Source organism: Leisingera sp. NJS204 (assembly GCF_004123675.1).
In the GTDB taxonomy this organism is placed as follows: domain Bacteria; phylum Pseudomonadota; class Alphaproteobacteria; order Rhodobacterales; family Rhodobacteraceae; genus Leisingera.
The window spans coordinates 1394045-1408087 of record NZ_CP035417.1; the positions used below are offsets into that span (position 1 = coordinate 1394045).

Genomic DNA, 14043 nt, shown 5'->3' on the forward strand with positions numbered 1-14043 from the left:
TGTGCGAAAGATATTTGACAGTTGAGCTGCCCCCTGAATTTCGGACACTGACGTAAGCTATGATTTGTTGTCTGCTGGTCTTCGACGAAGAGGAGATCAGAGATGTCGAAACGGAAGAACCACTCGCCCGAGTTCAAGGCGAAAGCCGCGCTTGAGGCTTTGAAGGGTGAGCGAACTGCGGCTGAGCTTGCCAGCCAATTCGGCGTCCATCCCACGATGATCCACAGCTGGAAACGCGCTCTGCTGGAAGGCGCGTCCGGCGTGTTTGAACACGGCGGAAAGAAGTCCCCAGAGATCGACGAGGAGCAGGTCAAAGAACTGCACGCGAAGATCGGGGAGCTGGCTGTCGCCAACGATTTTTTGTCACGAAAGCTCAAGCCGTGGACCGGCAAGTGAGGCGCAAGATGGTTGAGCCTGCCAATACCAACCTGTCGATTGGCAAGCAGTGCAAGCTGCTGTCGATCTCGCGGTCGTCGTTTTACTGCACGCCCAAGGGCGAGACGGCGATGAACCTGATGTTGATGCGCCGGATCGAGGAACAGTTCCTGGAAACGCCGTTCTTTGGTGTCCGCCAGAAGACTTGGCACCTCCGAAACGACGGGCACCTTGTGAACGAGAAGCGCATCCGACGCTTGATGCGGCTGATGGGCTTGATGCCGATCTATCAGAAACCAAACACCAGCAAAGCAGCGAAAGGGCACAAGACCTATCCCTATCTGTTGCGTGGTCTACGCCTGGAGCGTCCCAATCAGGTGTGGTGTGCCGACATCACGTATCTGCCAATGCGCAGGGGCTTTCTGTATCTGGCGGCGATCATGGATTGGCACACCCGAAAGGTGCTGGCCTGGCGCCTTTCGAACACGCTGGAAGCAGACTTCTGCGTCGAGGCACTGAACGAGGCCATCGCCAGGTTTGGCCCGCCGGAAATCATGAATACGGATCAGGGCAGCCAGTTCACATCTTTTGCCTGGACGAGCAGATTGCGCCGATCCGGCGTGCGGATCTCCCCTCTCGCGCATGCACACATGCGCTGCCGGGCAGCGGATGGATGGCAAGGGGCGCTTCCTCGATAACATCTTCGTCGAGCGGCTCTGGCGGTCGTTGAAATACGAATGCGTCTGCCTGCAGGCCTGGGAGGCCGGATCAGAGGCGAAGGCCGGCGTTGGGAAATGGATCGATTTCTACAACCGAAAACGCCCACACTCCGCCCTTGGCGGCAAACCCCCAGCCGTGGTCTTTTGGCTGAGAAAAGAAGAAACCCAAACCGATCAGCAGGAGCAGAGAGTAGCTTAACCTACGTCAAAACCTGTCCAAACATTGGGGAGTAGCTCAAGTACCCCTGATGCGCACATCCCGCAAGAAACGCATCGGCGTGGGCCGTTCGCTCAATCGCCTGCGCAACCTGGTCGAGCGGTGCTTCTACAAGCTCAAGAACGCCAGGCGCGTCGCAACACGCTACGTCAAGACGGCTGAGAACTTCCTAGGCTTCATCGACATCACGTCGATCCGCCTTTGGCTCCGACATTTGGCAACATGACCTAGGCGGTGTTGACAAAAGGGATTCACAACGCACCGCAGGCGTGATTCAAGCTGGTATCTTCGATGGAGACCAGCTTGGCACGAGATCTGATGACGGATGAGGAATGGGCGTTTTTTGAACACTTCATCCTCGCTATCCGCGCTGCAATCGGGCGCAAACCGGCCAACCACCGCCTTGTTCTGGATGGGATTTTCTGGATATCCAGAACCGGGTCCCCGTGGCGGGACCTACCTGAGGAGTTCGGCAAATGGTCCAGCGTTTACCGCCAGTTCAGGCGCTGGACCCTGGCAGGGCTTTGGGAGGATATCCTGGATGCCCTGAACCAGAGCAGAGCCGTCCCCGACGCCCTGCAAATGGTTGATAGCACCGTGATCCGCGCGCACCACCAAGCCGCTGGCGCAAAAGGGGGACTCCGGAACAGGGTTTTGGCCGCTCAAGAGGTGGGTTTTCGACCAAGATCCACCTCCGCGTCAACGCGCACGGGTTGCCAATGAGAACCGAGATCACGCCGGGGCAAACGTCAGATTACCTTGGCTTTGATCTTGTCATGGCTGACAACCTGCCCGAGCCGAAAGTGCTGCTGGCAGATCGTGGATATGACGCTGATCGCATTCGGGAAAACATGAACGAGCGCATTATCCAGCCGCAAATCCCGATGCGAAAGACCCGCAAGATGCGTGTTGGAGTGGATCATACGCTTTACCGGCTGCGCAATATGGTCGAACGGTGCTTCAACAAGCTCAAGAACGCGCGCCGTGTCGCAACCCGTTATGACAAAACTGCTGAGAGTTTTCTGGGTTTCATCGACATCACGTCAATCCGCCTATGGTTCCGCCATTTGTCAACATGACCTAGTCGAGAGATGCTTCAACAAATTGAAGAATGCCCGGCGTGTGGCAACCCGCTATGACAAGACAGCCGAAAGCTTCCTCGGCTTCATAGACATCACTTCGATCCGCCTCTGGATCCGCCATTTGTCAACATGACCTAAGCAAGGTGAAAATACATAAGCCAAGAGCTGTTGTCTGAACCGCCTAAATGGGACTCGTTTTCAAAACTGAACAGTTGGAATATTATTGCGCCAAGTCGAGCGCGTATTCCTGATAGATGACTGGGCTAAAAATTGAATTCACTTGAACGGGGCGCTGGGGTAGCAAATCTGTCGCGAAAACCTTGGCGGCTTCGAAGTCTTTGGTTTTCAAAGACCTTAGATCCTCTGGGAAAGGGATTTGCGGTTGATTTTCAGTACGGCTGGCCAAATTGAAACCCCAGATGCCAAACGATGGAATCGGGATTTGGTAATTCGCAACTTCGGGAAAAACCGCTTTGAGGGTCTCAGAAACAGTCCAATAGGTGTGCGGCGAAAAGAACGGAGAGCTGCTTTGAGTCACAAGCGTACCATCTTCGGTCAGGACCGCAGCGACCATAGCATAGAATTCCACAGAATAGAGCTTGGACAGAGCTTCGTTGTGGGGGTCTGGGAAGTCGATAATGATCCGGTCGTACCGCTGGTCCGTTTCTTTAACAAAAAGAAAGGCATCCTGATTGTAGACGTGCAGCTGCGAGGCCTGCATGCTGCCCTTGTTCAAGCGGACCACCGGCGCAAAGTCTCTCCCCAAGTCCGTCATTGCAGGGTCGAGATCCACCAGGTCAATGCGCTCAACACTTGGGTGCTTTAGAATTTCCCGAATCGCCAGCCCATCTCCGCCCCCCAGGACCAGAACGTTTTTTGCCGGTTTGCCCCAAGACATCACCGGATGCACCAAAGCTTCGTGGTAGCGGTATTCATCGGCCTCAGAAAACTGCAAATGCCCATCAATATAGAGGCGCACATCGTTTGTCTTCCAGGTGTTTGTCACAACCAGCGTCTGATATTGTGATTGTTTGCGCCAGACGATGCGGTCGAAATAGAGATGGTCCTGGGCAAAGGCTGTGATCCAGCCTGCAGACAGAGTCAGGCCGAACAGCAAGGCCACTGCGGCCAGCACATAGCCCATCATACGCCGGGGAGCATCCAAATGGTCGCGCAACCACAATACGTTCAGAAGGGCAACTGCTGCATTGGTCAGGCCGATTGCAAAAGATGACGAAATCAGTCCCAATGAGGGCAGTAGCAGCAGTGGAAACATCACTGACCCGAGCAGCGCGCCAAGATAGTCTAGTGACAGCACGCCTGAAATCGACTCCCGGACTGTGGAGCCTTCCGACAGAACCCGGGTCAGCAAAGGAATTTCAAGCCCGACCAGAAACCCGATAGCCGAGATGAAGGTGAACATTCCCACTGTATAAAACCAGGGTGCCATCGGAAAGAGCATGAAAAGGGAGATGCTGCACAGCCCGCCAACCAGGGCCAGAATAATCTCTACCCGGACAAAGGCCTGGATCAGGTTTCCATTGATGAAACGTGAAACATATGACCCAACCCCCATGGCGAACATAAAGAACCCGATTGTCAGCGAAAACTGATAAACTGAGTTGCCAAGCAGATAGCTGGAGACGGTCCCAATAATCAGCTCATAGACGATCCCGCACAATGCCACCACAAGGATCGAACCCAGAAGAATTGCGCCCTGTCTCCGGGGTAAATCCTGATAACGGTTCAGGCTGGATGCCTCCGTCATAGCGACCTCTTTCAGTAGAATGAAGAATGGCCCGGACGCCGAAACGCATCCAGGCCTGCCGTTCGCGTTCGCGATCCGGATTACTTGCCGGCACGCAGGCCGCCCGAGCGGGCGCTTGAAGGTGCCTTGTAGCTGGACCGCGGGGTGATTGTACGATTGTTGAAGCTTGCTTTTGTCACCCCGGCGGACCGCTGGCGGCTGATCAGCGAGCCGATCAGCGCACCGGCCAGAAATCCGGTCCCGGAGAACCGCAGGCCGGTCGAGTTTCCGCTCACATCCGAGGCGATCAGACGCTTGTTTTCCTCGTCGATTTCAACGGTGAAAACGTCACCTTCCTCACTGTCCTGAACCCCGTTTTCGTTTGCATCGGCAAAGCCCAGGAATTTCGCATCCTGCTGGGTTTCAAGACCAAGGGTTTGATCAAAGAACCGAGGTTCGGAGTTCATAACGTTTGTCAGATACTCTGTAAATTCCTTGATCTGCGAGTCGTCTGCCGTGGTAACATTGTTTTCACCTAAGAAGGCTTCGTAGTTCATCAGCGCATACTCGGTGCGGTCCAAGACCTGGCCCAGGTCCGCTGTCTGCTCTCTTTGGGGGGCAAGGAACATAGAGTAGGCAACAAAGCCAGCAATGCCAACAAATGCGATAGTTTTAATTTTTCCAAGCATATTCAGTTCTCTGTGTAAAATGCGGGGCAGTCTTTATCTTTCGGGGGCAATGAGCATGTCCACCAATCTTGCTGCAACCCCAAACTGTAAAAATCTTTCAGGCTGCCGCAAAATTTGAACCCTTGTGATTGAAGAGCTGCACTATTTGCCGTTGAAAGATCCGATGGCAGCACCAGCACAGCCATGCGTGCGCCATTGACTGCAGCATCTGCCAGAACGGCTTCTGCCCCCTCTAGGCCTTTACCCGTTTCCTGCCATTTTAGACCAGCTACCTTGTCTCCTTCCGGCGCTTTTTCGGCCCCGGTGAACCGGATCCCATTGGAAACCTTCAGCTCTGGTGCGGGCGGGGCGGCCTGTTCATGGTTGACCAGCGCATAGATCATCTTGGCTTCTCCCGGTTCATGGTAATCCGGCACCCTTACTTCCAGATCCGCACCAAACTCTTCATACATACGGTGCGCGGCTGCATAGATCTGTTCACCGTCTTCCGCGTAGTCACTGGTTTCAATGAAGAGCTTTCGCATCTGACTGTCTGTCAGTTTCTGCAGCAAGTCTGACATCATCTGCCGCCCCAGCCCCTGGCCGGCGCAGTCCTGGTCCAGATAAGTCCAGGACAACCATGCAACGCCATCGGCTTCGGTATCCGGAGTATATCCAGTCACACCAAGAATGCTGCTGCCCTGCTTAAGAATGAACATATTGCTGACACCCTGGCTGAGCATTGCGGCCTCTGCTTCTGCCGCGTCGTCTTCATCCGTTTGTGCAATGATTTCAACCACGCGGGAAAGGTGGTTGAGCACCATAGGCTTCAGCGCGGGTGCTTTGGTGCCAAAGAGATTTTCGAACATAAAGAATACCCCTCCCAGGGCGGCAGAAACAGCGTGGGAATAAATTGCGAGGCTTTCATCGGCGAAATGCAACTCGGCTGCAAGCAGCACCGCGCCCCAAAGCAGCAACCAGGGGCGCTGTTTCTTGGACGCCACTGACAGAGCAGCGTAGCTGCCAAGCCCATAGGCCACACCAGAGGCTCCCGCAAAGCCGGGTCCAACAATGACGAGTTCCGCCCCTGTCCCCAACACAGTGCATGCAAGCATTAATAATACAGTGCCCATATGGCCGAGGCGTGGCTCTACCTGCCATCCTGCCAAGGCGATGATCAAAGCGTTGACGGCCAAATGGAGCACCGATCCGTGACGCAACACGCCTGCCAAAAGCTCAGCAAAGCTCTGCAGCCCTACTGTGCCTGAGACTGGCCCAAGGTAGAGATACGCCCAAAGTATCAATATGTTGAACCCGAGGGATGCCGGTGAAACCAGAAGAAAGTAACCAACTTTGTGTATCATGATGAAAGGTTATCCGAAATTAACTCAGCCCAGTGCTGTCCCCTGTATTGCCCAATGCCATTTGTCGGCACTTCATGGCAGGCTTTAACCGTGAAACTGGCATAGAAGTATGCATCCATTTAGTATCCACTCACTGGAGCAAACCCTCCGGCTTCCAGCCGGATCCGCTTAAGCGTGAAAGAATCCTGTTATGCGCTTACCCTCCGGAAAATGAGCCGCAGCCGGGTCGAAGGCTCATTTTCCGGAGGGTAAGCGCATGCAATATGATACCGGCGAACACTGCGTTTTCTACCACCGCTACCATATCGTATGGTCGACCAAATACCGCTACAAAGTGCTGCGCGGGGCATTGCGCCTGCGGTGCGCGACATTTGCCGCCAGGTCTGCGCCGAGAACGGGGTCGCCATCTCGCGCGGGGTGCTGTCGAGCGACCATGGGCATATGTTCGTGCCGGTACCGCCGAAACTCGCCATCTCCGATCTGGTGCGCAAGATGAAGGGCCGTTTGTCTTACCGGGTGCAACGGGAATTCCCTGCGATCCGCAGGCGCTACTGGGGCTGCCGGTTCTGGGGCCGCGGGTATTTTTCAACCACCAACGGCGCCATCACCGAAGACATCGTACTTCAGTACCTGGAAAATCACATTGCCGATCCTACCGGCGCCAGCCGGTAGTCGTTCAGTTGAATTGTTCCTATCGATATCCTGATCCTTCGTCATCTGCGGCCGCGAAGGCCCTTCTGCCGTTTGGATAGCCGGACATATGGCGCGGCGGGTGGCGTGATATTTTGTGACCGTAAAACCGGCCGCCTTCAATCTGACAGAGGCTGGATTGAGGGCAATATCAAACACATAATTCCCGGGGGTGAATTGAGCCGCAGGCTCAAGTGGGGGACAGCGCCCCCGCATATTTCACATCTCCCAGGGAAACGTGTCGAGCCGCACCGGCCGGTCCGCGGTGACCAGTACCTGGGTTTCCAGCTTGACCGACTCGGATCCTTTCTCGCCGATCAGGCTTTCAATGCAGATCACCATGTTTTCCTCGAACTGACCGCCGTGGGCGCCGTCAAAGTCCACATGCAGCGGCACCACCGGCCATTCGTCAGCCATGCCGACGCCATGGGCTGCCAATGAGTAACGGTAGGGTTGATAGGCGTCCGGGATCTGCCAGCTTTTGGCGTTGAACCCTGCGAAACTCAGACCCGGCTGCAGCAGCGCCATGTTGTGTTCGATCTGCGCCCGTGCCGCGGTGTACAGCCGCTTCTGGGTGTCTGTCATCGGCACATAGCCGCAGGTCCAGCTGCGCGAGAGATCCGCGCAATAGCCATAGGGGCCGATCATGTCGGTATCGAATGAGATCATCTCTCCCTCGCGGCATTCGCGAGATGAGCATTCCTTGTACCAGGGGTTGGTGTTGGGCCCGCAGGTGAGAAGCTTGGTTTCCAGCCATTCGCCGCCCGAGCGCGCATTCTCGAAATGCAGATGCGCCCACAGCTCCTGTTCGGTGACACCGGGCACCGAATGCTCGTAGATCCGCGCCATGCCGGCCTCGCAGACGCGGATGGTCCAGCGCATCAGATCGATCTCGTCTGCCGATTTGATGGCGCGGGCGGTCTCGGTAATCTGACCGCCGTCGATGACCTGAAGGCCGTGCTCAGACAGCGCATGCACGCCGTCGGGTTCCATCCGGTCGACGCCCAGCCGCAGGTTGCCGCCGCCGTATTGCTTGATCAGATCCGCGATCTCCGCCGCCCAGGGGGACAGTCTGTCCGCGGCCTTGTCACCAGCGCACATGAACATCCAGCCGATGGCGTTCCTGACCTCGTCAATGCCGGGCAAGCCATCGTTCAGATGCTCGCAGCCCTTGAATTCGAACATGATGCCGGGGCCGCCGTTCAGGATCAGCGCATAGCGGATCGGGTTATGGGCGGTCCAGATCGACATGTTGGAACAGTCGAACGCATAGCGGATATTGACCGGGTCATAGAGCAGGAGGCCCGCCACGTCCTGGCGTGCCATCTCGTCCCGCAGCCGTTGCAGGCGGTAGGCGCGGGCGCGGTCCAGAACATCCTGGCCGATCGGTGACTTCAGCGGTTTGTCTGCACCTTCCGCATTGAGGAAAGTGCGTTTGCGCTCGTCCTTGAAAACAGCCAGCCCGGTCATGAGGCGCGCCCGTAAAAGCCAATGTTCTCCGCGTCGGTGAACCGCACGCCGGGGCGTTCGTAGAAGGTGAAGACGGCGATCACCCGCGTCTTGTGCCCTTTCACAGTGCCCACCCGGTGGGGGGAGTTTTTGCCGCGGAAGATGTTGAGGGTGCCGGGGGCCAGGGTGATGGCGCGCATGTTGGGATCTTTGCCTGCCAGCAGCCGCTCGACGCCCTCATAATTAGGGTCGTCATCGCTGCGCAGCTCGGGGCTGTAGATGAACTCACCGCCCGCATCCGGTGCTTGCAGCAGCATGGTGGTGGTGAACTCGGAGCGGTCGAAATGCCAGTTCAGCGCCTGCTCGGCCCCATAGGACATGATGTTCAGCCGCGCCAGAGGGTCGTCCATGGTGTAAAGCGCGGGCTTGTCCATGGTGGCGGCCAGGAACGCGGCAAAGGGCGGCCAGTCATAGAGCCGCAGCACCGGCGAGTCCGGGAACTGGTCGGCGCAGAGGGTGAAATTGGAGGTCTCAACTTTTTTGAGCGCCGGATGGTCCGGCGCCAGCCCCTCAACCGTGTCTTTGAAGTAGACGTTGTGTTCGCGCTTGTGGTGGAAGCTCTCGGTCTTAAACTTGCCCTGCAGCGCATCTGCGGCGCCTTGGGCCACTTCCGTCTTCATCAGACCGTCCAGGCTGAACATGCCGTCCGCAGCCAGCTCGGCGCGGCAGCGGTCCACCAGGGCCTGCCATTCGGGGCTGCCGGGGCGGTCGAGCGGGTAGCGGTCGAGATCGAGAATATCGCGCATGGGGTGTTCCTTGGGATCTTTCGGGCTTTGCCCAAGCCTGCGCGCCGGATGGGGATCTGACCACTATAAAATATCTTGGCGAGCATAAGGAAATCTTGCACTGTGCAGCCATGAAACTGCCGCCTCTGAATGCGCTTCGCGCCTTTGAATGCGCCGCCCGGACCGGGAGTTTTTCGGCTGCGGGCGCGGAGCAAGGGGTGAGTTCGGCGGCGGTGTCGATGCAGGTGAAAAACCTTGAGGACTGGCTGGGGCTGAAGCTGTTCATCCGCCGTGCGAACCAGGTGCGGCTGACCGATGCGGGGCGTGATTATTACCAGAAGGCGGCGCTGTCGCTGGCAGAGATTGCTAGTTTCACCCAAGCGCTGACCGAGGGCCGCGGGCACCGTCCGCTGGTGATTTCGGCCACACCTGCACTGGCGCAGCTGTGGCTGCCGGAACGGCTGAAGATCTTCTCGGGCGTGCGCCCGGATGTGCCTGTACGGCTTCGGATCGAGGATGACAGTATCGACCTTGAGGCTGAGGGCATTGATGCCCGGCTGTCTTATGGCGGGGAGCATCCGGATTACCGGACACAGGAAATGTTCAAGGACCGTTTGGTGCCGGTTGGCATTGATCCGGGGGCGGATATGCGGACAGCGCCGCTGGTGGAGGTAAGCTGGGGAGAGACGATTTCGTCGGTTCCCGGCTGGCGGCAGTATTTCGTGCAGCACGGGATTGCCCGCGAAAACCCTGTGGCAGCGGTGATTGCGCAGTCGGTGCCGTCAGTCGTGCCGCTGGTGCAGGCGGGACTGGGTATTGCACTGCTGCCCGAGCAGGTGGTGAGCGGGGAAATCCGCGCGGGCAGGCTGCACCGGCTGGACGGGCCGGCGCTGGCCATGCCGCGGCCCTATGTGCTGGTTACCGCGCATTACAAGTCGCGCTCACGGCGATTGCGGACGCTTGCAGAGGCGCTGGGCGTCCGATAAGGCGCCGGTTCTGCCGCATTTGGCGGATCCGTTTTGAAAAGTGACGCGTAACAGTATATGAGGGTGGCCTGCCGGATCCTATATGGGGCCGCATGACTTGGGGGAAACGCCGATGAACATTCACAACCGCGACGCTGCCGAGGCGCCGGACCGCGAGGCGGCTGCCGCCGCGCTGGATGTGCTGCGTGCCTGGGCCGGCACTGTGACCGAGACCGAGATCGCCCAGCTGGACCCGGCGGTGGCGCGGCTGCTGCCCGGCCGTGAAGTGGGCAACTACCCGGATCTGTCGCGTCACTACCCCGAAGATTTCACGTCGGACGAGGCCTACCGCGCCACGCTGCCCGACTTGCAGAACGGTCCGACCAGCCTGATCCGCGGCGCGCAAGAGCAGATCCAGCATGTGGGGATTTCAAATTTCCGCCTGCCGATCCGGTTCCACACCCGCGATGACGGCGATCTGACGCTGGAAACCAGCGTGACCGGCACCGTCAGCTTGGATGCCGGCAAGAAGGGCATCAACATGTCCCGGATCATGCGCACCTTTTATAAACACGCCGAGCGCACCTTCAGTTTCGAGGTGATGGCCGCAGCGCTGGATGATTACCTGAGCGACCTGGACAGTCCCGATGCGCGCATTCAGATGCGGTTCTCCTTTCCTGCGCGGGTTCAAAGCCTGCGGTCCGGCCTCAGCGGCTATCAGTATTACGATTTCGCGCTGGAATTGGTGGACCATGACGGCGTGCGCGAAAAGATCATGCATATGGACTATGTCTATTCCTCGACCTGCCCCTGTTCACTGGAGCTGTCAGAGCACGCCCGCCAGTCGCGCGGCCAGCTGGCGACGCCGCATTCGCAGCGCTCGGTGGCGCGTATTTCGCTGCAGTCGGTGCCGGGCAGCGACTGCCTGTGGTTCGAAGACCTGATCGAACTGTGCCGCCAGGCGGTGCCGACCGAGACGCAGGTTATGGTCAAGCGCGAGGATGAACAGGCCTTTGCCGAGCTGAACGCTGCCAACCCGATCTTTGTCGAGGATGCGGCGCGTTTGTTTTGCGAGGCGCTGCAGGGCGATGCGCGAATCGGCGATTTCCGGGTGGTGGCCAGCCATCAGGAAAGCCTGCACAGCCACGACGCGGTCAGCGTGCTGACCCAGGGTCCGCTGTTCAAGGCGATGAGCCTGGATCCGAAACTGTTCTCGACCCTGATCCACCAAGGATAGCCTGCCGGGCGGCGTGCCCGGTTTGAAGGCAGGCATACAACTGACCTCCCGTAATTTCTGCGCTGCCGCATTTTTTTGCTGCCGTGCAGCGAAATATGGTAAGCTCCGTGCTGTAGCCTGGAGGATTCTCCAGGGGTTCAGGGGAGCCGTTGTGCATGGGGCAGGGATCTTACACCCGGTTGCCGATGCTGCAGGCCCGGATCTGCTCCGGAGCCGCACCTCTCCTTTTTTTGCCCGGCCGCAATACCAACAGGCAGGATAAAACCAGTGCATGAAGTAAGGAGTATCTGATGAGCAGTTTTCACCAGCGCGGCGCATTCTCAGCCCTGGCGCATGAATGGGCAGGTTATACAGCAGGTACACAGCTGAAGCTGTGGCGGCAGATGACCGAAGCGGCGATTACGGCGCCGCTGGAGCAGATGCGGGCCGCTCATACCATGTTTGAGATGCAGCGGAAAATCCTCGGCTTCGCGGTGCCGCAGCAGGCAAGGCCGGAAACAGCAATGCCGCAGACCGCCCAGCCGTCAACGCCTGCGAAAGAAGACACTTCAGTTGCGCCCGCAGTGCAAGCCACGCAACCGCCTGCCAGGAAAGCGGCGGAAAGACCTGCCGCCAAAAGGAAGCCGGTTGCCAAAAAACCGGCTGAGCGCAAGACCGCGGAACAAAAACCGGCCCTGCAGGCTGCTGCAGCAAAGGCACCTGCTGGTAAAACCGTGCCGGCCGAGGCAGCAGTTGCCAAGCCGGAAGTTGAAAAACCAGCGGCGGCGACGGCAAATCAGGCACCGGCACGCGCAACAGGGAAAACGGCCGCTGAAGCGGTTTCCGAGCCATCTGCGGTGTTCCGCGGGTCCTCTGCCCGTCGCGGCAGCCCTGAAAAACAGCAAAACACTGCGCAGTCCGCCGCAGTGGCGGCAGTGACCAAGTCCTTTGCTGTGCAGACGCCCGCACCGGAAACGGCGCCCCCGGCTGCCAAGCCGGCGCGATCAGAGAAAGCGGCGCCAGGCAAACGCCCGCGCAAGCCGTCCAAACCGCGCAAGATGCCCGCACGCAACGCTGTAAAAGCCGGCGAGGGCAAGGAATAGCGGCGCAGGCTTGACACTTACCGTGCGCAGGTCCAACGCTGCCCGCATGTTGGATCTCCGCCCGGTTGGATATGTCATCGGCCTTTTGGTCGTCATCTTGGGAGCGATGATGCTGTTCCCGCTGCTGGTCGATCTGCTGGATGGCCGCGGTGAATGGCATGTGTTTCTGGAAAGTGCGCTCTTCACCATTCTGGTCGGCGGGCTGCTGGCCTTAAGCTGCGCCAACGGGGTGCGGGAAGGGCTGAGCATCCGCCAGACCTTTTTGCTGACCACCACCGTGTGGCTGGCGCTGCCGCTGTTCGGGGCAATCCCGCTGATGCTGGGGGCAACCGAGCTGCGCTTTGTCGATGCGTTCTTCGAGGCGATGTCAGGGCTGACCACCACCGGATCAACAGTGATTTCTGGGCTGGACGACCTGCCGCGCGGGCTGTTGCTGTGGCGCGGCATCCTGCAATGGCTGGGCGGTATCGGCATCATTGTTGTGGCGATGGTGTTCCTGCCCGAGCTGCGGGTCGGCGGGATGCAGATCTTTAAATCTGAAAGCTTTGACACCTTTGGCAAAATCCTGCCCCGCGCGCAGGCGATCGCCAAGCAGATCTCGTTGATCTACGTGTCGCTGACCATGGCCTGCATGCTGGTCTACATGGTAATGGGGATGGGGCCGTTTGATGCGCTGGTGCATTCCATGACCACCATCGCCACCGGCGGTTTTGCCAATTACGACACCTCTTTCGGGGCCTTTGCGGGACCGGTGGAATATGCGGCGGCGATTTTCATGATCCTCGCGGCGCTGCCGTTTGTGCGCTATGTGCAGCTGATCAACGGCCATGGCACGCCGATGCTGCGGGACAGCCAGATCCGCGGTTTTATGATGACGCTGGGCATTCTGGTCGCTGTGGCAGCCGGGGTTCTGTATTACGCCAATCCGCACAGCGGGGAACAGGCGCTGCGCTCGGCCCTGTTCAACATCACCTCGATCATGTCCGGCACCGGCTATGCCAGTGCGGATTACATGCAGTGGGGCAGCTTTCTGGTGATGATCTTCTTCTTCACCGGGCTGATCGGCGGCTGTGCGGGATCAACCGCCTGTTCCGTCAAGGTCTTTCGCTACCAGTTGCTGCTGGCCTCGATCAGAACGCAGATCCAGCGCATCCGGTCGCCGCATGGGGTGTTTTTCACCCGCTACGAGGGGCGCCCGGTGGACGCTGAGGTGCTCAGTTCGGTTATCTCATTCTTCATGTTCTTTGTAGTTACGCTGGGCGTTGTAGCCTGGGCGCTGGCGCTGACCGGCCTGGATTTTGTGACCGCGGTGTCCGGCGCCGCGACGGCGGTGGCCAATATCGGTCCCGGTTTGGGCGATACCATCGGGCCGGCGGGTAATTTTTCAACGCTTAATGATCCGGCAAAATGGATCCTGAGCGCGGCGATGCTGATCGGGCGGCTGGAGCTGATGGCGGTCTACGCAATGCTGACGGTTCGCTTTTGGCGCAGCTGAGCGCCCCGCAGATTGGCTGAAATTGCGCAAACCGGACCTTGTGGCGGTTTGCCGCGCTGAAACGGCAGCCTGAACCGCAGCTTCCTTGCCCGATGGGGCTGCCCGCTCTTGCCCTTAAGAGATCGCTCGCATATGAGGCACGGGACTGAAACCCGCAAGCGCAGGGAG

The 14043-nt window shown here is 58.5% G+C and carries 10 protein-coding genes and 4 pseudogenes; 9 read left to right on the plus strand and 5 right to left on the minus strand.

Going from position 1 to position 14043, the window contains the following annotated elements:
• Positions 1-102: 102 nt before the first annotated feature.
• From ETW24_RS06850 to ETW24_RS24225, 4 genes and pseudogenes are all read left to right on the plus strand, one after another.
• Positions 103-1293: pseudogene (locus tag ETW24_RS06850) on the plus strand (IS3 family transposase).
• 49 nt (positions 1294-1342) lie between these two features.
• Positions 1343-1537: pseudogene (locus ETW24_RS06855) on the plus strand (IS5/IS1182 family transposase); the annotation flags it as partial.
• Between the two features lie 65 nt (positions 1538-1602).
• Positions 1603-2390 (plus strand): IS5 family transposase gene (locus ETW24_RS06860; protein WP_129370335.1). Its coding sequence is split into 2 segments (ribosomal slippage): positions 1603-1939 and positions 1939-2390, totalling 789 coding nucleotides; the frame shifts between segments, so codons are not numbered across the junction.
• A 1-nt stretch (position 2391) separates the two neighbouring features.
• Positions 2392-2526, plus strand: a pseudogene (locus ETW24_RS24225) (IS5/IS1182 family transposase); the annotation flags it as partial.
• Between the two features lie 87 nt (positions 2527-2613).
• On the opposite strand, the gene ETW24_RS06870 reads toward ETW24_RS24225, so the two are convergent.
• The 3 genes from ETW24_RS06870 to ETW24_RS06880 form a co-directional block, all read right to left on the minus strand.
• Positions 2614-4161: a polyamine aminopropyltransferase gene (locus ETW24_RS06870; protein WP_129370337.1), complete on the minus strand. Its 1548-nt coding sequence runs from the start codon at positions 4159-4161 to the stop codon at positions 2614-2616.
• Positions 4162-4241: 80 nt separating this feature from the next.
• On the minus strand, positions 4242-4721 hold the full coding sequence (locus ETW24_RS06875; RefSeq protein ID WP_129370338.1) for a hypothetical protein: 480 nt from the start codon (positions 4719-4721) through the stop codon (positions 4242-4244).
• Between the two features lie 110 nt (positions 4722-4831).
• A complete protein-coding gene (locus ETW24_RS06880) occupies positions 4832-6172 on the minus strand; it encodes a rhomboid family intramembrane serine protease (RefSeq protein WP_129370339.1) in 1341 nt (446 codons plus the stop codon).
• Between the two features lie 256 nt (positions 6173-6428).
• Here ETW24_RS06880 and tnpA point away from each other — a divergent pair.
• Positions 6429-6844, plus strand: a pseudogene (gene tnpA, locus ETW24_RS06885) (IS200/IS605 family transposase).
• Between the two features lie 237 nt (positions 6845-7081).
• On the opposite strand, the gene ETW24_RS06890 reads toward tnpA, so the two are convergent.
• Both ETW24_RS06890 and ETW24_RS06895 read right to left on the minus strand, forming a co-directional pair.
• Complete coding sequence (locus tag ETW24_RS06890) at positions 7082-8332, minus strand: M24 family metallopeptidase (RefSeq protein ID WP_129370340.1); 1251 nt, start codon at positions 8330-8332, stop codon at positions 7082-7084.
• Positions 8329-9117 carry a HalD/BesD family halogenase gene (locus ETW24_RS06895; RefSeq protein ID WP_129370341.1) on the minus strand — a complete coding sequence of 263 codons (789 nt, stop codon included), beginning with the start codon at positions 9115-9117 and terminating at the stop codon, positions 8329-8331. Before ETW24_RS06895 ends, ETW24_RS06890 begins: the two co-directional genes overlap by 4 nt.
• Before the next feature lie 110 nt (positions 9118-9227).
• On the opposite strand from ETW24_RS06895, the gene ETW24_RS06900 reads away from it, so the two are divergent.
• From ETW24_RS06900 to ETW24_RS06915, 4 genes are all read left to right on the plus strand, one after another.
• Positions 9228-10082 carry a LysR family transcriptional regulator gene (locus ETW24_RS06900; RefSeq protein ID WP_129370342.1) on the plus strand — a complete coding sequence of 285 codons (855 nt, stop codon included), beginning with the start codon at positions 9228-9230 and terminating at the stop codon, positions 10080-10082.
• Positions 10083-10194: 112 nt separating this feature from the next.
• On the plus strand, positions 10195-11298 hold the full coding sequence (folE2, locus tag ETW24_RS06905) for a GTP cyclohydrolase FolE2 (protein WP_129370343.1): 1104 nt from the start codon (positions 10195-10197) through the stop codon (positions 11296-11298).
• 290 nt (positions 11299-11588) lie between these two features.
• The gene (locus tag ETW24_RS06910; RefSeq protein ID WP_129370344.1) at positions 11589-12380 is read left to right on the plus strand and encodes a hypothetical protein; all 792 of its coding nucleotides are present in this window, start codon (positions 11589-11591) and stop codon (positions 12378-12380) included.
• Positions 12381-12426: 46 nt separating this feature from the next.
• Positions 12427-13875 (plus strand): TrkH family potassium uptake protein, encoded by a 1449-nt coding sequence (locus ETW24_RS06915; RefSeq protein ID WP_129370345.1) that lies wholly within the window; start codon positions 12427-12429, stop codon positions 13873-13875.
• The last annotated feature ends 168 nt before the right edge of the window (positions 13876-14043 follow it).

What these genes read in the sequence shown, in the direction of transcription:
- ETW24_RS06895 (WP_129370341.1), bottom strand. Translation starts at nt 9,117, where the DNA reads ATGCGCGATATTCTCGATCTCGACCGCTACCCGCTCGACCGCCCCGGC.
- folE2 (WP_129370343.1), top strand. Translation starts at nt 10,195, where the DNA reads ATGAACATTCACAACCGCGACGCTGCCGAGGCGCCGGACCGCGAGGCG.
- ETW24_RS06870 (WP_129370337.1), bottom strand. Translation starts at nt 4,161, where the DNA reads ATGACGGAGGCATCCAGCCTGAACCGTTATCAGGATTTACCCCGGAGA.
- ETW24_RS06880 (WP_129370339.1), bottom strand. Translation starts at nt 6,172, where the DNA reads ATGATACACAAAGTTGGTTACTTTCTTCTGGTTTCACCGGCATCCCTC.
- ETW24_RS06915 (WP_129370345.1), top strand. Translation starts at nt 12,427, where the DNA reads ATGTTGGATCTCCGCCCGGTTGGATATGTCATCGGCCTTTTGGTCGTC.
- ETW24_RS06900 (WP_129370342.1), top strand. Translation starts at nt 9,228, where the DNA reads ATGAAACTGCCGCCTCTGAATGCGCTTCGCGCCTTTGAATGCGCCGCC.
- ETW24_RS06890 (WP_129370340.1), bottom strand. Translation starts at nt 8,332, where the DNA reads ATGACCGGGCTGGCTGTTTTCAAGGACGAGCGCAAACGCACTTTCCTC.
- ETW24_RS06910 (WP_129370344.1), top strand. Translation starts at nt 11,589, where the DNA reads ATGAGCAGTTTTCACCAGCGCGGCGCATTCTCAGCCCTGGCGCATGAA.